The 25049-nt window shown below is 72.5% G+C and carries 23 protein-coding genes and 1 pseudogene; 12 read left to right on the forward strand and 12 right to left on the reverse strand.

What is annotated here, in order from left to right; genetic code table 11:
- The first annotated feature begins 2 nt into the window (after positions 1–2).
- From ACZ6CV_RS00735 to ACZ6CV_RS00760, 6 genes and pseudogenes are all read left to right on the forward strand, one after another.
- A complete protein-coding gene (locus ACZ6CV_RS00735) occupies positions 3–1319 on the forward strand; it encodes a hemolysin family protein (protein ID WP_469248515.1) in 1317 nt (438 codons plus the stop codon).
- On the forward strand, positions 1316–1672 hold the full coding sequence (locus ACZ6CV_RS00740; RefSeq protein WP_469248517.1) for an MmcQ/YjbR family DNA-binding protein: 357 nt from the start codon (positions 1316–1318) through the stop codon (positions 1670–1672). Before ACZ6CV_RS00735 ends, ACZ6CV_RS00740 begins: the two co-directional genes overlap by 4 nt.
- Before the next feature lie 54 nt (positions 1673–1726).
- Positions 1727–2068, forward strand: a pseudogene (locus ACZ6CV_RS00745) (Scr1 family TA system antitoxin-like transcriptional regulator); the annotation flags it as partial.
- Between the two features lie 55 nt (positions 2069–2123).
- Positions 2124–2336, forward strand: coding sequence for a hypothetical protein (locus ACZ6CV_RS00750; protein ID WP_469249630.1), 213 nt, complete (start codon positions 2124–2126; stop codon positions 2334–2336).
- A 61-nt stretch (positions 2337–2397) separates the two neighbouring features.
- Positions 2398–2673, forward strand: a complete 276-nt coding sequence (locus ACZ6CV_RS00755) for a DUF397 domain-containing protein (RefSeq protein ID WP_469248519.1) — start codon at positions 2398–2400, stop codon at positions 2671–2673.
- Complete coding sequence (locus ACZ6CV_RS00760; protein ID WP_362367126.1) at positions 2670–3023, forward strand: cytidine deaminase; 354 nt, start codon at positions 2670–2672, stop codon at positions 3021–3023. The genes ACZ6CV_RS00755 and ACZ6CV_RS00760 overlap by 4 nt, the downstream gene beginning before the upstream one ends.
- A gap of 380 nt (positions 3024–3403) precedes the next feature.
- Here ACZ6CV_RS00760 and ACZ6CV_RS00765 read toward each other — a convergent pair whose 3' ends face one another.
- Both ACZ6CV_RS00765 and ACZ6CV_RS00770 read right to left on the reverse strand, forming a co-directional pair.
- Entirely contained in the window at positions 3404–3742 is a 339-nt protein-coding gene (locus tag ACZ6CV_RS00765; RefSeq protein WP_355808452.1) for a P-II family nitrogen regulator, read from the reverse strand.
- On the reverse strand, positions 3739–5037 hold the full coding sequence (locus ACZ6CV_RS00770) for an ammonium transporter (RefSeq protein WP_469248522.1): 1299 nt from the start codon (positions 5035–5037) through the stop codon (positions 3739–3741). The genes ACZ6CV_RS00765 and ACZ6CV_RS00770 overlap by 4 nt, the downstream gene beginning before the upstream one ends.
- A 156-nt stretch (positions 5038–5193) precedes the next feature.
- Here ACZ6CV_RS00770 and era point away from each other — a divergent pair, with 156 nt between their 5' ends.
- Positions 5194–6156, forward strand: coding sequence for a GTPase Era (era, locus tag ACZ6CV_RS00775; protein WP_469248524.1), 963 nt, complete (start codon positions 5194–5196; stop codon positions 6154–6156).
- Between the two features lie 66 nt (positions 6157–6222).
- Here the strand turns inward: era and ACZ6CV_RS00780 are convergent, their stop codons facing one another.
- The 4 genes from ACZ6CV_RS00780 to ACZ6CV_RS00795 form a co-directional block, all read right to left on the reverse strand.
- Positions 6223–7461: an MFS transporter gene (locus ACZ6CV_RS00780; RefSeq protein WP_469248526.1), complete on the reverse strand. Its 1239-nt coding sequence runs from the start codon at positions 7459–7461 to the stop codon at positions 6223–6225.
- Complete coding sequence (locus ACZ6CV_RS00785; RefSeq protein WP_469248528.1) at positions 7458–8828, reverse strand: GH1 family beta-glucosidase; 1371 nt, start codon at positions 8826–8828, stop codon at positions 7458–7460. Before ACZ6CV_RS00785 ends, ACZ6CV_RS00780 begins: the two co-directional genes overlap by 4 nt.
- A 97-nt stretch (positions 8829–8925) precedes the next feature.
- Positions 8926–9192 (reverse strand): protealysin inhibitor emfourin, encoded by a 267-nt coding sequence (locus ACZ6CV_RS00790; protein WP_469248530.1) that lies wholly within the window; start codon positions 9190–9192, stop codon positions 8926–8928.
- Between the two features lie 43 nt (positions 9193–9235).
- Positions 9236–10315, reverse strand: coding sequence for a M4 family metallopeptidase (locus ACZ6CV_RS00795; protein ID WP_469248532.1), 1080 nt, complete (start codon positions 10313–10315; stop codon positions 9236–9238).
- A 327-nt stretch (positions 10316–10642) separates the two neighbouring features.
- On the opposite strand from ACZ6CV_RS00795, the gene leuA reads away from it, so the two are divergent.
- The 4 genes from leuA to ACZ6CV_RS00815 all read left to right on the forward strand — a co-directional run bounded on the left by leuA (position 10643) and on the right by ACZ6CV_RS00815 (position 15293).
- On the forward strand, positions 10643–12364 hold the full coding sequence (leuA, locus tag ACZ6CV_RS00800) for a 2-isopropylmalate synthase (RefSeq protein ID WP_469248534.1): 1722 nt from the start codon (positions 10643–10645) through the stop codon (positions 12362–12364).
- A 170-nt stretch (positions 12365–12534) separates the two neighbouring features.
- Positions 12535–13266 (forward strand): TerB family tellurite resistance protein, encoded by a 732-nt coding sequence (locus ACZ6CV_RS00805; RefSeq protein WP_469249577.1) that lies wholly within the window; start codon positions 12535–12537, stop codon positions 13264–13266.
- Positions 13267–13344: 78 nt separating this feature from the next.
- Complete coding sequence (locus ACZ6CV_RS00810; RefSeq protein ID WP_469248536.1) at positions 13345–14613, forward strand: sensor histidine kinase; 1269 nt, start codon at positions 13345–13347, stop codon at positions 14611–14613.
- Entirely contained in the window at positions 14610–15293 is a 684-nt protein-coding gene (locus tag ACZ6CV_RS00815) for a response regulator (protein WP_469248538.1), read from the forward strand. The genes ACZ6CV_RS00810 and ACZ6CV_RS00815 overlap by 4 nt, the downstream gene beginning before the upstream one ends.
- A 33-nt stretch (positions 15294–15326) precedes the next feature.
- Here ACZ6CV_RS00815 and ACZ6CV_RS00820 read toward each other — a convergent pair whose 3' ends face one another.
- Genes ACZ6CV_RS00820 through ACZ6CV_RS00840 form a run of 5 tightly spaced genes read right to left on the reverse strand, consistent with a single transcriptional unit; the run spans position 15327 to position 21955 of the window.
- Positions 15327–16262, reverse strand: coding sequence for a dihydrodipicolinate synthase family protein (locus tag ACZ6CV_RS00820; RefSeq protein WP_469248539.1), 936 nt, complete (start codon positions 16260–16262; stop codon positions 15327–15329).
- On the reverse strand, positions 16241–17299 hold the full coding sequence (locus ACZ6CV_RS00825) for an oligopeptide/dipeptide ABC transporter ATP-binding protein (protein WP_469248541.1): 1059 nt from the start codon (positions 17297–17299) through the stop codon (positions 16241–16243). The genes ACZ6CV_RS00820 and ACZ6CV_RS00825 overlap by 22 nt, the downstream gene beginning before the upstream one ends.
- Positions 17300–17305: 6 nt before the next feature.
- Positions 17306–19327 carry a dipeptide/oligopeptide/nickel ABC transporter permease/ATP-binding protein gene (locus ACZ6CV_RS00830; RefSeq protein ID WP_469248543.1) on the reverse strand — a complete coding sequence of 674 codons (2022 nt, stop codon included), beginning with the start codon at positions 19325–19327 and terminating at the stop codon, positions 17306–17308.
- Positions 19324–20283 (reverse strand): ABC transporter permease, encoded by a 960-nt coding sequence (locus tag ACZ6CV_RS00835; RefSeq protein ID WP_355808484.1) that lies wholly within the window; start codon positions 20281–20283, stop codon positions 19324–19326. Before ACZ6CV_RS00835 ends, ACZ6CV_RS00830 begins: the two co-directional genes overlap by 4 nt.
- Positions 20284–20311: 28 nt before the next feature.
- Positions 20312–21955: an ABC transporter substrate-binding protein gene (locus tag ACZ6CV_RS00840; RefSeq protein WP_469248545.1), complete on the reverse strand. Its 1644-nt coding sequence runs from the start codon at positions 21953–21955 to the stop codon at positions 20312–20314.
- A 237-nt stretch (positions 21956–22192) separates the two neighbouring features.
- Here ACZ6CV_RS00840 and ACZ6CV_RS00845 point away from each other — a divergent pair, with 237 nt between their 5' ends.
- Positions 22193–23479 (forward strand): aspartate aminotransferase type Ic, encoded by a 1287-nt coding sequence (locus ACZ6CV_RS00845; RefSeq protein ID WP_469248547.1) that lies wholly within the window; start codon positions 22193–22195, stop codon positions 23477–23479.
- Between the two features lie 21 nt (positions 23480–23500).
- Here the strand turns inward: ACZ6CV_RS00845 and ACZ6CV_RS00850 are convergent, their stop codons facing one another.
- Positions 23501–24988, reverse strand: coding sequence for a PH domain-containing protein (locus tag ACZ6CV_RS00850; RefSeq protein ID WP_469249578.1), 1488 nt, complete (start codon positions 24986–24988; stop codon positions 23501–23503).
- Positions 24989–25049 lie beyond the last annotated feature (61 nt).

Genomic DNA, 25049 nt, shown 5'->3' on the forward strand with positions numbered 1-25049 from the left:
CCATGAGTCCTCAGTTGATCGCCGGTGCCGTTGCCCTCGTGGTGGTGGCCTGGCTCGCCGCTTGCGCCGAGGCGGGCATCGCCCGGGTCTCCAGCTTCCGCGCGGAGGAGGCGGCCCGCTCCGGGCGGCGCGGCAGCGCGAAGCTCGCGCAGGTCGCCGCGGACCCGACCCGCTATCTCAACGTGGCGCTGCTCGTGCGGGTGGCGTGCGAGATGGCCGCCGCGGCCCTGGTGACCTACGCCTGTCTGCGGGAGTTCGACGAGACCTGGCAGGCGCTGGCCGTCGCCATCGGCGTGATGGTCCTCGTCAGCTATGTCGCCGTCGGGGTCTCGCCGCGCACCATCGGCCGCCAGCACCCGCTGAACACGGCGACCGCGGCGGCGTACGTGCTGCTGCCGCTGGCCCGCGTCATGGGCCCCATCCCGCCGCTGCTGATCCTCATCGGCAACGCCCTCACGCCCGGCAAGGGCTTCCGGCGCGGACCGTTCGCCTCCGAGGCCGAGCTGCGCGCGATGGTGGACCTCGCCGAGAAGGAGTCCCTGATCGAGGACGAGGAGCGGCGCATGGTCCACTCCGTCTTCGAGCTCGGCGACACCCTCGTACGCGAAGTCATGGTGCCCCGCACCGACTTGGTGGCCATCGAGCGGTTCAAGACGATCCGCCAGGCACTCACCCTCGCCCTGCGCTCCGGCTTCTCGCGCATCCCCGTCACCGGGGAGAGCGAGGACGACGTCGTCGGCATGGTGTACCTGAAGGACCTGGCCCGCAAGACGCACATCAACCGCGAGAGCGAGTCGGATCTGGTGTCCACCGCGATGCGCCCCGCGACCTTCGTGCCCGACACGAAGAACGCCGGTGACCTGCTGCGCGAGATGCAGCAGGAGCGCAACCACGTGGCCGTGGTCATCGACGAGTACGGCGGCACGGCCGGCATCGTGACCATCGAGGACATCCTGGAGGAGATCGTCGGCGAGATCACCGACGAGTACGACCGCGAGCTGCCGCCCGTGGAGGAGCTCGCCGACGGCTGCTACCGGGTGACGGCCCGGCTCGACATCGGCGACCTCGGGGAGCTCTTCGGCTTCGACGAGTTCGACGACGAGGACGTCGAGACGGTGGGCGGTCTGCTCGCCAAGCGGCTCGGCCGGGTCCCGATCGCCGGGGCGTCGGCGGTCGTGCCGCTGCCGGACGAGCGGGAGTTGAAGCTCACCGCGGAGTCGGCGGCGGGCCGGCGCAACCGCATCATGACGGTCCTCGTGGAGCCGGTCACGGTCGGCGGGCCCGGCGAGGGCGGCACGAAGGAGCGGGAGAGCGCATGACGCCCGAGGCCCTGCGCACGTTCTGCCTCTCCTTCAACGGGGCGGTGGGGGAGTTCCCCTTCACCCCGGAGACCTCGGTCTTCAAGGTGGCCGGGAAGATGTTCGCGCTCACGGCACTCGACGCCCGCCCGCTCACCGTCAACCTCAAATGTGAGCCGGAGATCGCCGTCCGGCTCCGGGCCGCGCATCCGCAGATCGTCCCGGGCTGGCACATGAACAAGCGGCACTGGAACACCGTCTCGGTCGCCGCGGGACTGCCCGACCGGCAGGTCAGAGAGCTCATCGAGGACTCGTACGACCTGGTGGTGGCGGGCCTGCCGCGGGCGGAGCGGCTGCGCCTCGACCGCCCCTGAGGGGCGCGCACGGTCCGGGACGCACCGTGCAGAGTGTCCCGACAGCCCCTCGCCATGGGGGTGGCGGGGCGGCAGAATGGAGTGACAGGCGGATCCGAACCCCTCCCACTCCGGGCTGCCGGCCAAGGGAGCTCGGAGTGGAAACGTCGTGCGTTGGCGTCCGCCGCAGCTGGCCCCGAGGGCATCTCCGACGAGGTGATCGACCGGGCCGTCGAGGTGCGGCTCTCCCGCCAGGAGACGCTGACATCGGGTGAGCGCGAGGTGTTCTACATCCTCGACGAGTCCGTGGTGCGCCGCCAGGTCGGTGGGCGCGGCGTGATGCGGGCCCAGTTGGAGCGGCTCGCGGAGCTGGCGGACCTGCCGCGCGTGACGATCCAGATCCTCCCGTTCAGCGTCGGCGCGCACCCGGGCATCCAGGGGCCCTTCACGCTCTTCGAGTTCGAGGCCGACGATGCCGGACTCGCTCTGTCTGGAGAACCCGCGCGGCGACTCCTACAGCAGCAACTCCCCGGAGGAGAGCGGGCGTTACCTGGAGAGGTTCTGGGAGCTGGAGGACCTTGCCATCAAGGACCGCACGGTGGACCTCCTCCGGTTGCTCGCCACCCGGGCCGAGGAGGGCACCGACGACCTGGACCGGCTGGTCCCACCCGCCGAAGTGAGCTGATCCTCCCTCAACTCTCCCTGGGTGCGGGCACCTTGGCGTGAAACGTGTTGTTCAGATCCGTATGACGCGCCGTTATCCTGGAAGAGGTGCTACGTGCCTCTGCACCAGGGGCAGCACATGGGCATGGCGCAAGAGCAGTGCGAGTGGGGGCGCGAACGACGACTGCGTGGAGATCGCCTGGACCGGGGAGACGGTCCTGATCCGCGACTCCGCGCGCCCCCGGGGAGCGGTCCTCGCGGTGGACCCGGCTGCCTGGACCGCCTTCGTCTCCTGGGGACCGGTCCATCCGGTGGCGGTGGCGGCGGAGCCGGGTGTGCTCCGTATGCTCGGGGCATGACTGAGAGTGCCGCGCTTGATGCCGAGGACCGCAAGATCGTGACCCTGGCCCGCTCCGCCCGGGCCCGTAACGGTGTGCCCGAGGGGGCGGCCGTGCGGGACGAGACGGGGCGGACGTATGTGGCGGGGACGGTTGAGCTGGCCTCGCTCCAGCTGTCCGCGCTGCGGACCGCGGTGGCGATGGCGGTGGCGTCCGGGGCGGAGTCGTTGGAGGCGGCGGCGGTCGTCTCCGGGGCGGAGCAGGTTTCTCCCGAGGACCTCGCCGCCGTACGGGACCTCGGCGGGGCCGGGACGCCGGTGTTCCTCGCGGGGGGCGACGGGGAGGTCCGGGTGCGGGTGGAGGCGGGCTGAGGTCTGGCCTCCGGCGGTTCCTTCCCCGATCCCGCCCCTTCCCGAAATCCCCGGCTCCGCCGGCCGTGGCTCTGCTCCCGAAGTGAGCCCCCGGCATCTCCGCCCTCGGGGCTCCGCCCCGGACCCCGCTCCTCAAACGCCGGAGGGGCTGACATGGGGGATTCAGCCCGTCCGGCGTTTGAGGACGAACTCGGCGGAGCCGGTGACAGGGCTGAGCCCCGTGCGCCGTCCACCTGACCGGAGGTCACACCGCCCCGGACCCCGCTCCTCAAACGCCGGAGGGGCTGACATGGGGGATTCAGCCCGTCCGGCGTTTGAGGACGAACTCGGCGGAGCCGGTGACAGGGCCGAGCCCCGTGCGTCGCCCACCTGACCGGAGGTCACACCGCGTCAGGGCCCCGTTCCCCCGTCCGTACCCGCACCACCGTCTCCACCGGGACCGCCCACACCTTGCCGTCGCCGATCTTGCCCGTGTGGGCCGCGCGGACGATCGCGTCGATGGCCGCGTCCGCGTCCGGGTCCGTGACCACCACCTCGACGCGGACCTTCGGGACCAGGTCCACCCGGTACTCCGCGCCCCGGTAGACCTCGGTGTGGCCGCGCTGGCGGCCGTAGCCGCTGGCCTCGGTGACCGTCAGGCCGTCCACGCCGAGTTCCTGCAGCGCCGTCTTCACCTCGTCCAGGCGGAACGGCTTGATGACCGCGGTGATCAGCTTCATGCGACGTGGCTCCCCTTCTTCACGGAGGCGGAGCCCACGGGGCCCACCAGGACGCCGTGATCGTAGGCGCTCTCCGCGTGCTGTGTCTGGTCGAGGCCCGTCTGCTCGTCCTCCGCCGACACCCGGAAGCCCATCAGCTTGTCGACGCCCTTCCCGATGCCGTACGTGACGGCGAAGGTGTACGCCGCCACGGCGAGCACCGCCACCGTCTGCTTGCCCAGCTGCGCCGCGCCGCCCCCGTAGAAGAGGCCCTCCGCGCCCTGCGTCATCGTGGCCGTCGCGAACAGGCCGATCAGGAGCGTGCCGACGACGCCGCCCACCAGGTGCACGCCGACCACGTCGAGGGAGTCGTCGTAGCCCAGGCGGAACTTCCACGCGACGGCGTACGAGCAGACGACGCCCGCCGCGAGCCCGATCGCCGCCGCACCGGGGATGCCGACCACCCCGCACGACGGGGTGATCGCGACCAGGCCCGCCACCGCACCGGACGCCGCGCCGAACGTGGTGGGGTGACCGTCGCGGCGCTGCTCCACGAAGAGCCAGCCGAGCAGCCCCGTGCAGCCGGCGACCAGCGTGTTGAGCAGGGACGCCGCCGCCAGGCCGTTCGCGCCGAGCGCCGAGCCGCCGTTGAAGCCGAGCCACCCGAACCAGAGCAGGCCCGCGCCCATCAGGACCATGGGCAGGTTGTGCGGGCGCATCGCCTCCTTGCGGAACCCGATGCGCGGGCCGAGCACCAGGCACAGGGCGAGGCCCGAGGCGCCCGACGCGATCTCGACGACCAGGCCGCCCGCGAAGTCGAGGGCGCCGAGGGAGTCCGCGATCCAGCCGCCCGGACCCCACACCCAGTGCGCGACGGGAACGTATACGAGCAGCGTCCACACCGGCACGAACACCAGCCAGGCCGCGAACCTGGTCCGGTCCGCGACGGCGCCGCTGATCAGCGCCGCCGTGATGACGGCGAAGGTGAGCTGGAAGGTGGTGAAGAGCAGCGTCGGCACCGTGCCGGTCAGGCTGTCCGGGCCGATGCCCGCCATGCCCGCGTGGTCGAGGCCGCCGATGAGGCCCGCGAAGACGTCGTCGCCGAAGGCCAGGGAGTACCCGGCGACCAGCCACACCACGGTGACCAGGGCGATCGAGACGAAGGACATGAGCAGCATGTTCAGGACACTCTTCGTGCGGACCATGCCGCCGTAGAAGAGGGCGAGGCCCGGCGTCATCAGGAGGACGAGCGCGGTGGCCGCGAGCAGCCAGGCGGTGTCGCCCGTGTCGAGGTGGGGGGCGGCGAAGGTCGTCATGGGGGGAGAGCGTCACCGCCGCGCGTTTCGTAACGGGCAACCGCGGGTTTCCGCCGTGTTTCGAGTCGCCGGGCCGGGGCGCGGGCCCGTCCTTCGCGCCGGTGCCGGGCTCCCGGCGGGCGGTGCGGTGCGGCGGGGCTCCGGGGATCAGGGACAATGGGCGCCATGAGCGTTCGTACCCCGTCATCAGCCGAGCCGTCCGAGGCCGTCCACCGCGCCGGCTTCGCCTGCTTCGTCGGCCGCCCCAACGCGGGCAAGTCCACCCTCACGAACGCTCTGGTCGGCAAGAAGGTCGCGATCACCGCGGACCAGCCGCAGACCACGCGGCACACCGTCCGCGGCATCGTGCACCGTCCAGACGCCCAGATGATCCTGGTCGACACCCCGGGCCTGCACAAGCCGCGCACCCTCCTCGGCGAGCGGCTCAACGACGTCGTGCGCACGACCTGGGCCGAGGTCGACGTCATCGGCTTCTGTCTGCCCGCGAACGAGAAGCTCGGCCCCGGCGACCGGTTCATCGCCAAGGAGCTCGCCTCCATCAAGAAGACGCCGAAGATCGCGATCGTCACCAAGACGGACCTCGTCGACAGCAAGACGCTCGCCGAGCAGCTCATCGCCATCGACCAGCTCGGCGCGGAGCTCGGCTTCCAGTGGGCCGAGATCGTCCCGGTGTCGGCCGTCGGCGACCAGCAGGTCGGGCTGCTCGCCGACCTGATCGTGCCGTTGCTGCCCGAGGGCCCCGCGCTCTACCCCGAGGGCGACCTCACCGACGAGCCCGAGCAGGTCATGGTCGCCGAGCTGATCCGCGAGGCCGCGCTCGAAGGGGTGCGCGACGAGCTGCCGCACTCCATCGCCGTCGTGGTGGAGGAGATGCTGCCGCGCGAGGACCGGCCCGCCGACAAGCCGCTCCTGGACATCCACGCGTTCGTCTACATCGAGCGGCCCAGCCAGAAGGGCATCATCATCGGCCCGAAGGGCAAGCGCCTGAAGGACGTCGGCATCAAGTCCCGCAAGCAGATCGAGGCGCTGCTGGGCACGCCGGTCTTCCTCGACCTGCACGTGAAGGTGGCGAAGGACTGGCAGCGGGATCCTCGCCAGCTCCGCAAGCTCGGGTTCTGAGGGGTTTTTCGGCTGCGGGCGCGTCGGGGCTGGGCGCGCAGTTCCCCGCGCCCCTGACAGGGCGCCTCAGTCCACCCCTCTGATCCGCGTCACGAGGACCGCCCCCGCAAGACCCACCACCGCCGCCGTCAGGTACAGCGTGCGGTAGCCGCCCAGGTGCGTCACGATCGGCGCCGCCATGGCCGGGGCCGCCACCTGGGGAAGGGAATTGGCGATGTTGATGACGCCGAGGTCCCTTCCCCGGTCCATGGCCGTGGGCAGCACGTCCGTCATCAGGGCGAAGTCCACCGAGGTGAAGACGCCGAAGCCGATGCCGAGCACCGCCGCCGCGACGAGCGCTCCCGGCCAGGTCTGCCAGAGCGCGAGCAGCCCCGTCGCCACCGCCATCAGCGCCCCCGACCAGAGCACGAAGGGCTTGCGGCGGCCGACCCGGTCCGACCAGGCGCCGCCCACCACGACGGTGGCCAGCATCGTCGCGCCGTTCACCGCCGTCAGGATCAGGACGCCCTCGTCCGGGTCGGCGTATTCCAGGCCGTCGCGCAGGAAGTACAGCAGGTAGAGCAGCACCACCGAGTTGCTGACGTTGATCAGGAACCGGGTCAGCCAGGCCCAGGCGAGGTCGGGGTGGCGGCGCGGGCTCAGCCGGAACCCGGCGAGGAACGCCCGCCCGTCCCACGGCGGCCGGTCGGCGGCCGCGAGCCGCAGATCACGGTGGCGTACGACATGGGGCGCCACGCCCACCACGGTGAACAGGGCGCACGCCGCGTACCCCGCGCCCGTCCCGCCCGCCACCGTCGCGAGCCCCGTGCCGACGACCACGCCGAGCAGCTGCGCCGCCCCGAGCCAGCCGCCCACCGAGCCCCGCTGCAGCCGCGGCACCCGGTCCGGGACGGCGGCGGTGACCGCGGCGAAGGCGGCGTTCAGGGTGAGCTGGACCAGGCACCAGCCCGCCGCGAGCCACCACACCGACCCGGCCGCGGCGAGCAGCAGCAGCGCGACGGCGCCGCCCGCCGTGCCCGCCACGATCCACGGGGTGCGCCGGCCCCACCGGGACGTGGTGCGGTCCGAGACCGCGCCGAAGAGCGGGTTCGCGGCCAGCGAGACCACCGCGCCGGCCCCCGTCACCCAGGCGAGCACCGACTCCTTCGACGTGCCGGCCGGGGCCAGCTCCTCCGCCTGCACGGCGAGCAGGATCTGCAGCGGCCCGTACCAGCCCACCCAGATCGCGCCGTTGGCGAGGGACAGGGTGGCCGTCCAGCCCCGGCCGACCCGCTCCGTCGGCTCCCGCAGCGCGGCCCCGGTCATGGGCGGCGCGCCCGCAGCACCTCGCGCAGCCAGTGGTACGACGCCTTCGGGGTGCGCGTCTGCGTGGCGTGGTCGACGTGCACCAGGCCGAACCTGCGCCGGAACCCCTCCGCCCACTCGAAGTTGTCGATGAGCGACCAGACGAAGTAGCCGCGCACGTCCACCCCGGCGTCCAACGCCCGGTGCAGCGCCCGCAGATGGCCGTCCAGGTAGGCGATCCGCTCCTGGTCGTCGAGGCCCTCGTACGAGCAGCCGTTCTCGGTGATCACCAGCGGCGGGAGGCGGTCGGCGTAGCGGTCGCGGAAGCCGGTGAGCAGTTCGGTCAGGGCCTCGGGGACGACCGGCCAGCCGAAGTCGGTGACCGGGTGGCCCTCGATCTCCCGTGGCGAGAAAGGGAGTTCGGGCGGGAGCGCGACTCCGGCGAACTCCCCGCCGGTGCCCCCGGGGAGCGGGGCGCCCACCTTCGTCGGCTGGTAGAAGTTGATCCCGTACCAGTCGAGCGGCTCCGCGATGACCGTCAGGTCGGCGTCGATGTCGTCGCCGGGCATGAGCTCCGCGATGCCGTCCGGATAGCGGCCGAGGAGCAGCGGGTCGGCGAAGAGGCGGTTGAGGAGCAGGTCGTAGAAGTCGGCGGCGGCCGTGTCCGCGGGGTCGGCGGAGGCCGGCCAGGTGGGGCCGTGCGAGTTGGCGATGCCGATGTCGTGGGCGCCCGCCGCGCGCAGCGCCCGTACCGCGAGGCCGTGCGCGAGGAGCTGGTGGTGGGCGGCGGGCAGCGCGTCGAAGAGGAGCCGCTCGCCGGGGGCGTGCTGGCCGAGGGCGTGGCCGAGCAGGGTGTGCTCCGCCGGTTCGTTGAGGGTGATCCACTTGGTGACGCGGTCGCCGATGCGGGCCGCGACCACCGCCGCGTAGTCGGCGAACCGCTCGGCGGTCCCGCGGTTCAGCCAGCCGCCGGCCTCGTGCAGGACCAGCGGGGTGTCCCAGTGGAAGAGGGTGGCGACGGGGCGTACGCCCGCCGTGCACAGCTCGTCGACCAGGCGGTCGTAGAAGTCGAGGCCCGCCGGGTCGACGGTGCCGGCGCCGGTGGGCAGGACCCGCGGCCAGGAGACCGAGAAGCGGTACGCGTCCACGCCGAGGTCACGGACGAGCGCGACGTCCTCGCGGTAGCGGTGGTAGTGGTCGCAGGCGACCTCGGCCGTGCTGCCGTCCTTCACGTTGCCCGGCACGGCCGTGAACGCGTCCCACACCGAGGCGCCGCGCCGGTCGGCGGCGCCCTCGATCTGGTGGGCCGATGTGGAGACGCCCCACAGGAAGTCGCGGGGGAAGGAGGGGAGGGGTTCGCTCGCCGGTGTCGCCGCACTCGCTGCCATGGGCGGGATCTTCCGGACCGGCGCAGGGCGAAGTCAATGGGCGTGCGGCGACAAGTTGAACAAAGCTCAGCTTTTCTCCTCCGCTATGAGCCTTCCTTTATGCGCCTTCCTTCAGCACCCGTGTGATCAGCTTCCGCTGCGGCTCGGTCAGCCGCGGGTCCGCGCAGTACACCGTCCGCCCGTCCACCGTCAGCTGGTACTGGAAGCCGTCCGGCACCCCTACGGGCGGGGTGCTCGCTCCCTCGGTCAGGGCCTGTTCGGCCAGGTCGTGCCAGTCCGGGGCATCGGCCAGCTCCGAGGTGTCCACCTCGGCGTGCCGGTCGATGCCCGCGAATCCTCCGGTCCGCTTCACCTGGATACGCATGGGTCCTGTCTACTGCACCGGGTGGGCGGCCGGTAGCGCGCCGTCAGCCGTCCGTGGCCGACACCTTGACCGTGGCCCACGCGTCGACGACGGCCTTGAGCTCGTCCCCGTCGCCGTACTTCGCGCGCGCCGCCGCGACGGTCAGCTTCGCGAAGTCGCTGAAGGACGCGTCCTGCGCCAGCTCGCCGCCGGTCAGCACCGCGTACCAGATCTCCCCGGCGCGCTCCCACGAGTGACCGCCGAGGGCGTCGGCGACCAGGAAGAACGCGCGGTTGGGGATGCCCGAGTTGATGTGCACGCCGCCGTTGTCGCGGCCGGTCCTGACGAAGTGGTCCATGTCGGCGGGCTGCGGGTCCTTGCCGAGCACGTCGTCGTCGTACGCCGTGCCGGGCTCCTTCATGGAGCGCAGCGCCTTGCCGGTGACGCGCGGGGCGAGCAGGCCCGCACCGATCAGCCAGTCGGCGTCGGCGGCGGTCTGGCCGAGCGTGTACTGCTTGATCATCGAGCCGAAGACGTCCGACAGCGACTCGTTGAGGGCGCCGGGCTGGCCGAAGTACGTGAGGTTCGCCGTGTACTGCGTGACGCCGTGGGTCAGCTCGTGGCCGATGACGTCCACGGGGATGGTGAAGTCCAGGAAGATCTCGCCGTCACCGTCGCCGAACACCATCTGCTCGCCGTTCCAGAAGGCGTTGTTGTACTCCTCGGAGTAGTGCACGGTCGCGGTCAGCGGCAGTCCGCTGCCGTCGATGGAGAGGCGTTCGTACGCCTTCTGGTAGAGCTCGAAGGTCGCGCCGAGGCCCGCGTACGCGCGGTTGACGGTGGCGTCCTTGCCGGGCTTGTCGCCCTCGCCGCGGACCTTGCGGCCCGGGAGCTCCGTGCGGTGCCTGGCGTCGTGGATGGTGCGGTGCGGCTTGCCCTCGGTGGCGTCCTTCGGCGCGGCCACGCTCGGGGCGCCCACGACGGTGGTCATGCGGCGCTGGGTGCGCTCGAAGGCGTCCCGCTGCAGGGTGCGGCGGGCGGGAGCGGAGAGCGCGGGGTCCTGGTTCTGGGCCAGCGTGTCCAGGACGTGGGGCGGCACGATCGTGCAGAAGACAGGCTCGAAGCCTGCCGGGTTGGCGGTCATGGCGTGCAATGTGGCACTGGGTCATGCCGCTGTCACTACCCGCAACCAGGATTAGTGAAATAGAGGTATTGATCACGCCATACCCGTTACCTTCCGGTGATCCCGCATACTGATACGGGCCCGCGCGTCACGGGCGTCTCGGCTAGGCTGCGGCACATCATGCGATTCGGGCTGCTCCTTCTTAGCTGCCGCGGCGAGGGCCTGTAGACGAGGCCGACCCCCTCCCCGCGGAGTTCGGTGTTGCGCTCAGACCGTCGGCCGTCCCTCAGCCGGAGCACCGCTTCCGGCGAGGATCCAGCGGACACCCCTCCGAGGAGCCCACGCATCATGCCGAACTTCCAGCGCCCCACCTCCATGCCGATCCACAAGTACGGGCAGTACGAGCAGGTCGCCATCCCCGACCGCACCTGGCCCGACAACCGGATCACCGTCGCCCCCCGCTGGCTCTCCACCGACCTGCGCGACGGCAACCAGGCGCTGATCGACCCGATGTCCCCGGCCCGCAAGCGCGCCATGTTCGACCTGCTGGTCCGCATGGGCTACAAGGAGATCGAGGTCGGCTTCCCCTCCTCGGGCCAGACCGACTTCGACTTCGTGCGGTCGATCATCGAGGACGAGGACGCGATCCCCGAGGACGTGACCATCTCCGTCCTGACCCAGGCCCGCGAGGAGCTCATCGAGCGCACCGTGGAGTCCCTGAAGGGCGCTCGCCGCGCCACGGTCCACCTGTACAACGCGACCGCGCCCGTCTGGCGCGACGTGGTCTTCCGCGGCTCGCGCGACGCCGTGAAGCAGATCGCCGTCGACGGCACCCGGCTGGTCGTGGAATACGCGGAGAAGCTGCTGGACGACCGGACGACCTTCGGATACCAGTACAGCCCGGAGATCTTCACCGACACCGAGCTGGACTTCGCCCTGGAGGTCTGCGAGGGCGTCATGGACGTCTGGCAGCCCGACGCCGAGCGCGAGATCATCCTCAACCTGCCCGCCACCGTGGAGCGCTCCACGCCCTCCACCCACGCGGACCGCTTCGAGTGGATGTCGCGCAACCTGTCCCGGCGCGAGCACGTCTGCCTCTCCATCCACCCGCACAACGACCGGGGCACCGCCGTCGCCGCCGCCGAGCTGGCCGTGATGGCCGGCGGCGACCGCGTCGAGGGCTGCCTGTTCGGCCAGGGCGAGCGCACCGGCAACGTCGACCTGGTCACCCTGGGCATGAACCTCTTCTCGCAGGGCGTCGACCCGCAGATCGACTTCTCGGACATCGACGAGGTACGCCGCGTGTACGAGTACTGCACGCAGATGGAGGTCCACCCGCGCCACCCGTACGCGGGCGACCTGGTCTACACCGCCTTCTCCGGCTCCCACCAGGACGCCATCAAGAAGGGCTTCGACGCGCTGGAGAGCCGCGCGGCGGCCGCCGGCAAGACCGTCGACGACGTCGAGTGGGCCGTGCCGTACCTGCCCATCGACCCCAAGGACGTCGGCCGCTCCTACGAGGCCGTCATCCGCGTCAACTCGCAGTCCGGCAAGGGCGGCATCGCCTACGTCCTGCAGAACGACCACAAGCTGGACCTGCCGCGCCGCATGCAGATCGAGTTCTCGAAGATCATCCAGAACAAGACCGACGCCGAGGGCGGCGAGGTCACCCCGGCCGCCATCTGGAGCGTCTTCCAGGACGAGTACCTGCCGAACCCGGCGAACCCCTGGGGTCGGATTCAGGTCAAGAACGGCCAGACGACGACCGACACGGACGGCGTCGACACCCTCACCGTCGAGGCCACCCTGGACGGCGCCGACACCGTCCTGACCGGTTCCGGCAACGGCCCGATCTCCGCGTTCTTCGACGCGCTGCAGGGCATCGGCATCGACGTGCGCCTGCTGGACTACCAGGAGCACACCATGAGCGAGGGCGCGTCCGCGCAGGCCGCCTCGTACATCGAGTGCGCCATCGGCGACAAGGTGCTCTGGGGCATCGGTATCGACGCGAACACCACCCGTGCCTCCCTGAAGGCCGCGGTGTCCGCCGTCAACCGCGCGGCGCGCTAGTACTCCGACCGGTTTCACCCGGCCCCGTCCGCCGATCCGGCGGGCGGGGCCGCGTCGTCTCCCGGCCAGTTCCGGGTCGCTCTCCTGTGCGAGAGGCTGACGCCGCATCACGGATGTGGCTAACATCACGCCAACGCGGCAATGCAGCCGGGGAGTTACGGAGGTGCGTGGTGCTGCCAGCTCGGGGACAGGACGGCCGAAATACCCGCATCCCCCTCAAGCCGGTCTCGCGCGGGCGAGCGCTGTGCAGGCGTGTCATCGGCATGCACACGGCCTGGGACACCGTGGGCGACGGCGAGTTCTTCTGCCCGGCCTGCGGCGGCGACCGCAACTACCAGCGGCTCACCGGCCGGCGCCGCTTCGTCCTGCTCGGCCTGCCCGTGGTGCCGCGCGGCACCCGAGGACCCGTCGTCCAGTGCGCCGCCTGCCAGGACCTCTTCGACCCGGACGTCCTCGACCACCCCACCACCACCCGGCTCTCCGCGATGCTCCGCGAGGCCGTCCACACCCTGGTCCTCGCGGTCCTGTCCACCGGCGGGACCGCCGCCCGCCCCACCCTGGACACCGCCGTCGCCGCGCTGCACGGCGCGGGCCACGACGACTGCACCGAGGAGCAGCTCGTCGCGCTCGTCGACGCGCTCGCCCGGGACGCCGGACGCGCCACCGAGCCCGACTGCGGCCCCGGCCTCGCCATAGAACTCCACGAGGCGCTCGGCCCGCTGGCCCCGCACCTCGCCCCGGCCGGCCGCGAGGCCCTGCTGCTCAAGGGCGCCCGCATCGCCCTCGCCGACGGCCCCTACACCCCGGCCGAACGCGACGTGCTCACCACGGCGGGCAGCGCGCTGACGATCTGTACGGAGGACGTCACCCGCCTCCTCGCGACGGCGCGCACACCGTCCTGACGGGAGCCCGTCCGCGGCCGGACCGCCCGGGTGCCCGCCCCCTGCCGCGAGGGCGCCCGCGTACCGGAGGATGGAGCGGTGGAATCACCTGTCGCGGTCCGGGGCACGGCCTCCGGCGCCGCCGCCCGCCGGGCCCTCGTCGAGCGCCTCCTGGGGCCCGCCGTCCCGCGTGAACGGCTGCGTACCGACGCCCTGTTCGCCCTCGCCATGGCCGTCAGCTCGCTCGTGCTCGTCGTACTCGTACGGGACAACGGCCACCCGCCCGGCGTGCTCGGCTGGCTGCTCCTGATCGCCGTCCACGTCACCGTCGTCTGGCGGCGCCGCGCCCCGCTGCGCGTGCTGACCGTCATGATCGCGTTCCTGCTGCCCTACCACCTGCTCGACGCCAACCACACCGCTCCCCTGGCCGCCACGATGGCCGGCCTGTTCACCGTGGCCTCCCGCTCCCGGCCCCGCGTCACCGTCCTCGTCGGCGTCGGCCTCATGGGCATCCTGGTGGGCCTGAAGTTCCGCGAGGGATTGGCCGAGGGCGCCCAGTCGCTGCGCATCTCCGGCTGGATCGTGTCGTTCCTGCTGCTCGGCGTGTACGTGCGCATCCACCGGCAGTACGTCGGCTCCGTCGTCGAGCGGGCCGAGCGCGCGGAGCGCACCCGCGAGGAGGAGGCCCGCCGCCGGGTGGCCGAGGAGCGGCTGCGGGTCGCCCGCGACCTGCACGACCTGCTCGCGCACAGCATCACGCTGGTCGGCGTCCAGACCTCCGTCGCCGCGCACGTCCTGGCCGCCGACCCCGACCGCCTCGACCGCGCGGCCGTCGCCAAGGCGCTCGACGACGTGGCCGAGACCTGCCGCAGCGCCTGCGGCGAACTCCGCGCCACCCTCCAGGTGTTGCGGGCCGGCACCACGGACGAGACGAGGGGGCCGCTGCCCGGCCTCGACGGGCTGCCCGACCTCGCCGAGTCGGCCCGCACGGCGGGCGCCCGGGTCGAGCTGACGGTCGCCGAGTGTGAGGCGCCGGCCGCCGTGGGCGCCGCGGCCTACCGCATCGTGCAGGAGGCGCTCACCAACGTGGTGCGGCACGCGGGCGCGGGCAGCACCGTGCGGGTGTCGGTGCGCGCCCAGGACGCGGCGCTGTGCGTGCGTGTCGCGGACGACGGGAGCGGGGGCGGGGGCGCGAGCGGGGCCGAGGGCCGGGAGGCCGACCGTGCGCCGGGGTTCGGGCTCCTCGGGATGCGGGAGCGGGCCCGCACGGTGGGCGGCACCCTGGACGCGGGGCCGCGGCCCGGGGGCGGCTTCCTGGTGTCGGCGGTGCTGCCCCTCGTACCCCTGGCCCTGGGAGGTCCGCGATGACCGTTCGGGTGCTGCTCGCCGACGACCAGACGCTGGTGCGCACCGCGTTCGCGATGCTCGTCGACTCCGCGCCCGACATGGCGGTGGTGGGGCAGGCGGGCACGGGGCGCGCGGCGGTCGAGCTGGCCCGCGCCGAGCGGCCGGACCTCGTCGTCATGGACATCCGCATGCCGGACCTCGACGGCATCGAGGCGACGCGGCTGCTCGTGGCGGACGCGGCCCTCGCGGACGTGAAGGTGCTGGTCCTGACCACGTACGACACGGACGAGCACGTGGTCGACGCGCTGCGGGCGGGCGCCTCCGGGTTCCTGGTCAAGGACACCCGGCCCGCCGAACTCCTGGACGCCATCCGCACGGTGGCCGCGGGCGACGCGCTGCTCTCGCCCGGCCCCACGGCTCACCTGATCGCCCGGGTGCTGCGCGGGCCGGACACCGGGGAGCCCGTCACGGGCGGCCCCGAGGGCCTCTCGGAGCGGGAGCGGCAGGTGCTGCGGCTCGTCGCGCGCGGCCTGAACAACCAGGAGATCGCCGACACCCTGCGCCTGAGCCCGCTGACCGCGAAGACCCACGTCAGCCGCATCATGGGCAAACTGGGCGCCCGCGACCGGGCCCAACTGGTCATCATGGCGTACGAGTCGGGGCTGGTCGCACCCGGTTCGGTGGGGGCGCCCTTCGGGTGACGACCGGGCGCCGCGTGTCCGCGTGGGGCAGGGTCAGAGCAGGCCCGCCGTCGCCAGGTGTTTGCCGACCCGCTCGGTCTCCGCGGGTGACAGCGGGATCTGCGGTTCCGCCGTGGCCGCGCAGTCGATCACGCCGCACAGCCGCAGCGCCGCCTTGAACGCCCCGAGCGCCGCCGAACTGCCACCCATCCGCGCCGGATCGCCCGCCGTCACCATCCCGAACAGGCCGCACAGCCGCTCCTGTTCGGCCCGCGCCTTCGCCCAGTCGCCCTCCCGGCAGGCCCGGTACAGCCGCACGTACCCCGCCGGGTCCACGTTTCCGAGGCCCGGCACCACGCCGTCCGCGCCCATCGCCAGCGCCGCGTCGGCCGTCACCTCGGAGCCGGTGAGCACGCTGAACCCCGCGAGCCCCGGCGCCGCCCGCTTGCCGAGGACGACGCTCCGGAAGGCGCCCTCGGCCCCGCTGGAGTCCTTGAGACCTGCGAGGACCCCCTCCGCGGCGAGCCGCAGGACGAGGTCCGCGCCCAGCTTGGTGTGGACCGAGGCCGGGATGTCGTACGCGAAGACCGGCACCCCGCAGCCGCGCGCCACCAGCTCGAAGTGGCGGGCGATCTCGGCCGGATGGGTCCGTGTGTAGAACGGCGCGGTGACCACGGCGGCGTCCGCGCCCGCGTCCGCGAGGGCGCGCGCGTGGTCCAGGACGCGCGGCGTCGTCATGTCGATGGCGCCGGCCAGCACCGGCAGCCGCCCGTCCACGTGCCGTACGACCGTGTCGACGACGAGGACGCGCTGCCGGTCCGTCAGATAGGCGGCCTCCGAGGTCGAGCCGAGCACGAACAGTCCGTCGACCCCGGCCGTGACCAGGTGGTCGACGAGCCGGACCAGGGAGGACGTGTCGACCTCGCCGTCCGGGGTCAGCGGGGTGCAGACGGGCGGGACGACACCGGTCAGCGGGGCGGGGACGGACATGGCTGCTCCCTGGGGGTGACGGAGGAGGCCGTGGCGGCGGCCTGGGCGACGAGGTCGTGGTTCGACTCTCCCTCGTGCACGGGGTGAAAGCAGCGGAACCGGTGGCCCGGGCCCGCCTCGTGCGCGTCCGGCATCGCGGTGGCGCACACCTCGTCCGCCTTCCAGCAGCGGGTGCGGAACGGGCAGCCGCTCGGCGGCCGGGTCGCCGAGGGCACCGGACCGGCGAGCGGGATCGGGTCGACGGGGTCGAGCAAGCCCGGCGTGGCCGAGAACAGCGCGCGGGTGTACGGGTGCCGGGCGCGGACCAGGACCGTACCGGCCGGCGCCTCCTCGACGATCCGGCCGAGGTACATGGTGACGACCCGGTCGCTCATCCTGCGGACGGTCTGGATGTCGTGGGAGACGAACACCAGGGCGAGGCCCAGGCGTTCCTTCAGGTCCAGGAGGAGATTGAGGATCTGGGCCCGCACGGACACGTCGAGGGCGCTCGTCGGCTCGTCCGCGACCACCAGGTCCGGTTCGAGCGCGAGGGCGCGGGCGATGGCGACGCGTTGGCGCTGGCCGCCGCTGAGCTGTCCCGGCAGCCCGTCGGCCAGCGCCTTCGGCAGGCCGACCAGGGCCATCAACTCCCGTACGCGCGCCTCTCGCTGGGCCGGGGTGCCGCGCCTGTGCACGTCCAGGGGGTCGCGCAGGATCCGGCTGACCGGGAGCCTGCGGTTCAGGGCGGTCGAGGGGTCCTGGAAGATCATGCCGGTGTGGGTGCCGATGGAGCTCCGCCGCTCGGCCGGGCTCATCGTCCACAGGTCGTGGCCGCGGAACGACACGGTGCCGGTGGTCGGGCGTTGGGCGCCGACGAGGACCTTCGCCAGGGTGGACTTGCCGCAGCCGGATTCGCCGACGATGCCGACGGTTTCGCCGGGGGCGGCCTGGAGGGTGGCGTCGGTGAGGGCGTGGACGTGGTCCCGGGAGAGGAGGCCTCCCGAGCGGGCCCTGTGGACTACGTTCACGTCGTCCAACTGCACGATGGGGGTGGTCATTTCGGCTCACTCTCCGTCGTGGCTGGGCGCGCAGTTCCCCGCGCCCCTGGGAGCGCCCCTGCGGGCCGCATCACGCGGGGCGTCCGCCGGGTGGTGGCAGGCCGTCGTGTGGGCGTGGTCGCCTGTCAGCGCGGGCGCCGTCACCCGGCACACCTCGTCCGCCAGGGGGCAGCGGTCCGCGAAGCGGCAGCCGGATGGGAAGTCCGCCGGGGACGGGACCACGCCCTTGATCTGGGTGAGGCGTTGGGCCGCCGATTCCAGGGAGAGGACCGAGCCGAGCAGTCCGCGCGTGTAGTGGTGGGACGGGTGCTCGACCAGGTCCGCCGTCACGCCCGTCTCGACGATCTGGCCGCCGTACATCACCACCACCCGGTCGGTGACGTCGGCGACGAGCGCCAGGTCGTGCGAGACGAGGACAAGCGCGAAGCCCAGCTCCTCGCGCAGCCGCAGCAGCAGCTGGATGATCTGCGCCTGCACGGTGACGTCGAGCGCGGTGGTCGGCTCGTCGGCGACGATCAGTTTCGGGTCGCGGGAGAGGGCCAGGGCGATCAGGACGCGCTGGCGCTGTCCGCCGGAGAGTTCGTGCGGATAGCTGCGCAGGGTGCGTTCGGGGTCGAGGCCGACCAGGGCGAGGAGCTCGGCCGGGGTGCGCCGGCCGCCCCTGCGGACGACCTGCCCGAGCTGCGCGCGGACGGTCATCGCCGGGTTCAGCGACGACAGGGCGTCCTGGTAGACCATCGCCATGGCGTGGCCGAGCAGGCGGCGCCGGGCCCGCATCGGCAGGCCGGTGAGCTCCTGCCCGTCGAAGACGACCCGGCCGCCGACCTCGGCGCCCTTGGGCTGAAGACCCATGACCGTCAGCGCGGTGAGCGACTTGCCGCACCCCGACTCGCCGACCAGGCCGAGGACTTCACCGGGCCGTACGTCGAAGCCGATCCCGTCGACGACGCGGACGCCCTCGTGCCGCCCGGGGAAGGAGACGGTCAGCTCCCGGACCGACAGGACCGGCTCGCCGCCGGGCAGGGGGCGGGCCCGGGAGCGGAGCCGGTGCGCCGCCGCCGTCAGGCCGGGCAGCTCCAGGACCTGGCCGCTGCCGGGCTCGGGGGCCTCCAGGGGGTCCGCCGCGCGGGCCACCCCCGCGACGACGCGCGCGGACGGCGCGGCCCACGCGTCGGACACGCCCTCGGAGAGGATGTTCAGGGCGAGCACGGTGAGCAGCATGAGCAGGCCGGGGAAGACCGTCGCCCACCAGCCGCCGATCAGCACCATGTTCTTGCCGTCGGCGATGACGCTGCCCCAGGACGGGTCGGGCGGCCGCACGCCCGCGCCGATGAAGGACAGCGACGCCTCGAAGACGATGGCCTCGGCGACCTGCACCGTGCAGAAGACCAGGATGGGCGCCGCGCAGTTCACGGCGACGTGGCGGATCAGGATGTGCGGGGTACGGGCGCCGATGACGCGCTCGGCGACCACGTAGTCCTCGCCGTACTGGTCGAGCACGTTGGCCCGTACGACGCGGGCGATGGGCGGGGTGAAGAGGAAGGCGATGGCGCAGATCAGGACGAGGATGCCGCCGCCGAAGACCGCGACGAGCACGGCGGCGAGCGCGATCCCGGGGAACGCCATCACGACGTCCAGGCAGCGCATCACCGTCTCGTCGACGGCCTTGCGGGAGGTCGCCGCGACCGCGCCGATCACGGCGCCGACGACGAAGGCGAGCAGGGTGGCGCCGAGCCCGATCGCCAGCGACCAGCGCGCCCCGTACATCAGCCGGCTGAGGATGTCGCGGCCCAGGCTGTCCTGGCCCATCCAGTGCCCGGCCGAGGGGTGTCCGGTGCCGCCGGTCTGCGGCTGCTGGTCGAGCGGGTCGTGCGGGGCGAGCAGCGGCGCGAACAGGGCGACCAGGATGACGAGGGCGACGACGCCGACGGCGATCCTGGAGAGCGGCGGGAGCCGGCGCAGCGAGCGGAAGCGGATGCCGGGCACCGAGAGCCGGTCGGCCAGCTCCTTGCGGGTGGCGAACGTCAACGTGTCCCCCTCAGGCGCGGGTTGACCAGCAGATGGAGGATGTCGATGACGAGGTTGACGACGACGAAGCCGACGGCGGTGGTGATGACGACGCCCTGCACCACGGCCGGGTCGCCGTTCTTCACGGCGTCGATCATCAGCTTGCCCATGCCGGGCAGCGAGAAGATCGTCTCGATGACCACCGCGCCGCCCAGCAGATAGCCGACGCGCAGGCCGAGCACGGTGAGCGGGTTGATGAGGGCGTTGCGCAGGACGTTGCGGCCGACGACCACCACCGGCGGCAGTCCGCAGCCGATCGCGGTGCGGACGTAGTCCTTGTCGAGCTCCTCGACCACGGCCGTGCGGATGATGCGGGTGAGGCCCGCGGCCACCGGCAGGGAGAGCGCGAGGGCGGGCAGCGTCATGGTCTTCAGCCAGCCGGTGAAGGAGTCGGCGGGGTTGATGTAGCCGCCGGTCGGGAACCAGCCGAGGTCCACCGCCAGGTACTGGATCATCAGGAGCGCCAGCCAGAAGCCGGGCGCCGCGACGCCGGTCAGCGAGACGACGCGGATCAGCTGGTCCGGCAGCCGGTCGCGGTGGATCGCCGCCGTCACGCCGAGGGTGAGGGAGAGCACGACGGCGATGCCCAGGCCCAGGAAGGTGAGCTGCATGGTGAGCGGCAGGGCGGTGGTGACCTGGTCGACGACGGGGGAGCGGTTGAGGACGCTGATGCCCATGTCGCCGTGGAGGAGGTCCCCCACAAAGGCGATGTAGCGCACGGGCAGCGGATCGAGGAGCCCGTTGTCCTCGCGGAACTGGTGGAGTTGCTCGGGCGTGGGGTTGGCGCCCTGGAAGAACGCGGACGCCGGGTCGACGTCGGAGAAGCGCATCACCAGGAAGACGAAGAGGACGATGCCGAGCAGCAGCGGGACGAGCAGGGCGACGCGACGGGCCAGGATTCTGAGGACTGCGGTCACGGCGTGCGGCTCCTGAACTGGCCGGTGGTCAGACCCACTTGGCCTGCAGCAGGTTGATCCCCGGGTAGGGCTGGGCCTTCACGCCGGTGATCTTCTTCGGGTCCCAGGCGGTCATGAGTTCGTTGTGCACGACCGGGTAGAGCACCGCTTGTTCGGCGATGACGTCGATGTACTCCTGGACCATGGTCTTCTTGCGCCCCGCCTCCGGTTCGCGGGTGGCCTGGTCCATGTCCTGGAAGAGCTTCTTGGCGACCGGGTCGTCGGCCCAGCGCGCGTACCCCATCCACAGGTTCTCGGGGCCGTAGTTGTAGTGCATGATCAGGTCGGCGTCGAGCCCGAACTGGTTGGGGTTGGAGGCGGCCGCGACGATCTGGAAGTCCTTCTTCTGGTCCAGTTTGGTGAAGACCGCGGTGGTCTCCTGCGGGTCGAGGGTGACGTCGACGCCGAGCTTCTCCCAGCCGTCCTTGATGGTCGGCAGGCAGTCGACGATCCAACTCACGTTCACGGCCATGAGGTTGATGCTCAGCCTGCCGACCCCGGCCTCCTTCAGGAGTTTCCGCGCCTTCGCCAGGTCGTGTTCGTACACGGTCTTCGCGGGCCGGTAGGAGGGGTTGGTCTCGTCGAGGAAGGACGTGGCCGCCCTGCCGTGGCCGCGCAGGGCGGCCACGATCATCTTGTCGCGGTCGATGGCGTAGTGCAGGGCCTGCCGGACGCGGACGTCGTCGAAGGGCTGGTGCGCGGTGTTGAAGAGCAGGAACAGGTTGTTCATCCCGGCGCCGCCCTCGACGGTCATCCCGCCCCGCTTGAGCCGCTCGATGTTGGCGTACGGGATGTTGTCGGCGATCTCCGCGTCCGCGCTGCCCCCGGAGATCTTCGCGACGCGCGGCGCGGCGTCGACGATGGTCAGCCAGTTCATCTTCTTGAAGGCGGCCTTGCGCGGGCCGTTGTAGTCGTCGAAGGCCTCGAAGGTGGTGTTCGACTTCGGGTGGTGGGCGGTCTGCCGGTACGGTCCCGAGCCCACCGCCTTCCCCTTGGTCGCGTCGTCCCAGGCGCCCGGCTTCGAGAAGACGTGCTTCGGCATGATCTTGGCGAGGGAGAGCCGTGCGGCGCCGTCGGGGAAGGGGAACTTGAGGATCAGTTCGACGGAGGTGGCGCCGGTCTTCCTGACCCCCTTGAGCCAGCTCGCGAAGAAGCCCTTGGCGAGGGTCTGGGTCTTCGGGTCGAGGATCCGGTTGAACACGAAGACGACGTCGTCGGCGGTGACGGGCCTGCCGTCGTGCCACGTGGCGCCCGGCCGCAGCGTGAACGCCCACGTCGTCGCCTTCGGGTCGGCCGGGAGCGCGGTGGCGAGCGCCGCGTACGGCTCGCGGGTGATCGGGTCGGTGCCGAGCAGCCCCTCGTAGATGTGTTCGTTTCCGGCCATCGCGAAGGCGGACGCGGTCTGCGTCGGGTCCCAGCTGCCGTCGTTGCCGTAGCCGATGACGGCCGTGAGCGTCGAGTCGCCGCCCTGGCCGCCGCCCCCGGTCTCGTTGGTGGACTCGGGCCCGGAGGAGCAGGCGGAGAGGGTGCTGGTCACGGCGGCGGCGGCGCCGAGCGCGCCGGTGTACCTGAGGAAGGAGCGGCGGTCCGGGGCGGTCGCGCGGAGCGCCGTACGAGAGGTCGGATCGGTCACGGTGTCTCCCTTGCCTCCTAAGAGGTCCCACGTCCTACGTCATGGGTGGCGTGGCGACGATAGGAGGGGGGAGAGGGCCGGTCAAGGGCTCCGGCACGGCGTTCGACAAGCGCGCCCCGATACCACTCCCCGGCCCCCGCGGTCTCGCGAAGCGGTCATCCGCGACCCCGCACCGGCCGGATTTGTATCCTCGGCTGGCGCCACCCACCGAGCGCCGCACCTGCGAGAGGCAACACCATGAGCACCGAGCTGAGCCCCGACACCCAGGCCCTGGCCGGGCTGCTTGAGCAGGCCAGGAAGGAGTACGCCGAGCTCGCCGGGCGCGGGCTCGCCCTCGACCTGACCCGGGGCAAGCCGGCGCCCGAGCAGCTCGACCTCGCCGAGGAGCTGCTGAGCCTGCCCGGCGGACGGCACAAGGCCGCCGACGGCACGGACGTCCGCAACTACGGCGGCCTGCAGGGCCTGACCGAGCTCCGGGAGATCTTCGCCGAGCTCCTCCAGGTGCCCGCCGGGCAGCTGCTCGCGCTCGGCAACTCCAGCCTGGAGCTGATGCACGACTGCCTCGTGCACGCCCTCCTCGGCGAGGTGCCCGGCGCCACGTCGCGCTGGGTGGACCAGGAGCCCATCGCGTTCCTGTGCCCCGTGCCCGGCTACGACCGGCACTTCTCGCTCTGCCGGCGGTTCGGCATCGACATGATCCCCGTGGCGATGACGCCCGAAGGCCCCGACATGGACGAGGTCGAGCGGCTCGTCGCCGGGAACCCCGCGATCAAGGGCATCTGGTGCGTGCCGAAGTACAGCAACCCCGACGGCGTCGTCTACAGCGACGAGACCGTCGCGCGGCTCGCGGCCATGCCCACCGCCGCGCCCGACTTCCGGATCTTCTGGGACAACGCGTACGCGGTGCACGACCTCACCGACGAGCCCGCCGAGCTCGCCGACCTGCTCGCCGCGTGCGCGGAGGCCGGGCACGAGGACCGGGCGTTCGTCTTCGGCTCCACCTCGAAGATCACCTCGGCCGGCGCCGGCGTCGCGTTCTTCGGCTCGTCGGCCGCCAACCTGAAGTGGCTGCTCGCGGCCAACCAGAAGCGGTCGATCGGCCCCGACAAGGTCAACCAGCTGCGGCACGTGATGTTCCTGAAGGACGCCGACGGCGTACGGGCCCACATGGCGCGCCACCGGGCGCTGCTGCGGCCCAAGTTCGAGACGGTCGCCCGGATCCTGGAGGCGGAGCTCGGCGGCACCGGCCTCGCCACCTGGACCTCGCCGAAGGGCGGCTACTTCGTGACCCTGACGGTCCCGGACGGCTGCGCGAAGGAGGTCGTGCGCCACGCGGCGGAGGCGGGCATCGTGCTGACCCCGGCCGGTGCGACGCACCCGCTGGGCGACGACCCGAACGACGCGGTCATCCGCATCGCCCCCAGCTACCCGAGCCTCGCGGAGCTGGAGGAGGCCATGAAGGGCCTCACGGTCTGCGTCCGGCTGGCCGCCCTCGAACAGCGGACGGCCGCGGTCAGCGGCTGAGCACCCTCCGTACGCCCGCGGTCATCGGCTGAGCACCTCCGTACGCCCGCGCTCGGGCCGTTCCAGGAACGGCCCGAGCAGGCCCGGAACCGCCCGTTCCGCGAAGGCGAGGCCCTCCGCCTCGGCCACGTCGTACGCCGCGTACGCCTGCGCGCCCGCCGCCGTCGTCGCGTTCAGCGTGATCAGGCCCGCGCGCCGCTGCAGCACGGACTGCTTGACCGTCCAGCCGATCACCCCGCCGCGCCGCAACGCCACCGTGGACCGGCGCAGCGTCCCGGAGCGTACGACGAGGTAGTCGCCGTCGACCGCGTGGCCCAGGCCGCGGTACGCGTCCCGGGCCAGCGCCACCGCGACCGGCCCCAGCACCGCCCCACAGGCCGCCCCCAGATACATCAGGACCGGCACGCCGGTGACCGCCCCGAGCAGGACCAGGACCAGCGCGGGGGCCGCCGCCGACCACACCGCCCAGCGGATCCTGCGCGCCCGCGCCGCCCGCGGATGCGGCGTGAGCGGTGCCGCCGTGGGCGTCGAGGGCTCCCGCAGGATGCGCGCCGCCACCTCCTGCGCGAGGCCGCGCGGCGCGGCGGGCAGCAGCGTGCTCGGCCCCGCCTGGTCCTCCTCGTCGCGGCGCGAGAGCCCCGTGGCGACCGCGTCCACCCGCGCCGCGCCCGACAGCCGGAGCCCGAGCGGCTCCACCACGTCCACGCCCCGCAGCCGCGCCTCCTCCAGGGAGACCGAACGGGCCGTGAGGAGCCCGCGCCGCACCCGCAACGTGCCGCCGGGCTCGCGTTCCAGCCGGTAGTTCCACCACATCTCGACCCAGAGCCCGAGCGCCCCCACCGACCCGGCCGCCAGCGCCAGCGCGACCAGCGCGAGCACCATGCCCGCCACCGACATCCCGCGGAACAGGTCACCGACCCCGTCGATAATCTCCTCCTGCACCCCGAACCACTCGCTGACCTGCATCACCGCGCCGCCCGCCGCGGCCGCGAGCGCCGAGGTGACGAAGGAGAGCGGGGCGTACCGGATCCAGCGGGGATCGAGCGCGGCGAGGGTGCCCGGCGCGTCCGGCACGGCGTCCGGGGCCGTACGGCTCAGCAGTTCGCGCCGCAGCCGTTCGCCCTCCGCCCGGCGCACGGGCCGCAGTTCGAGCGTGGCCTCCTGGCCCGCGCTCTGCTCACCGGTGCCGATGCGGACCTCCACCAGGCCGAGCAGGCGCAGCAGGGGGTGGGCGACCAGGTCGACGGAGCGTATGCGCTCCCGGCTCAGGGAGCGGTGCTTGGCGAAGAGGATGCCGCTGCGCAGCTCGGCGCGTTCGGGGCCGATGCGGTAGCGGCTGTGCCGCAGCCGCAGCGCGTCCAGCGCGACACCGCCCCCGACGAGCAGCAGGCTCAGGCCCACCGCCCAGACCAGTACGGGTCCCATGGCCACCCAGCCCTGGAAGCTGAGGGTGACGGGCACGCCGACGGCGGAGACCACGCCGCCCGTCATCTGCACGGTGACGAGCATCGAACGGCGGTCGAGCCGCCGCCACCCGTGATCCGGGCCCTCGGCCGGCGCAGGCGCGGGT

It is taken from the genome of Streptomyces sp. NPDC041713 (assembly GCF_055591085.1).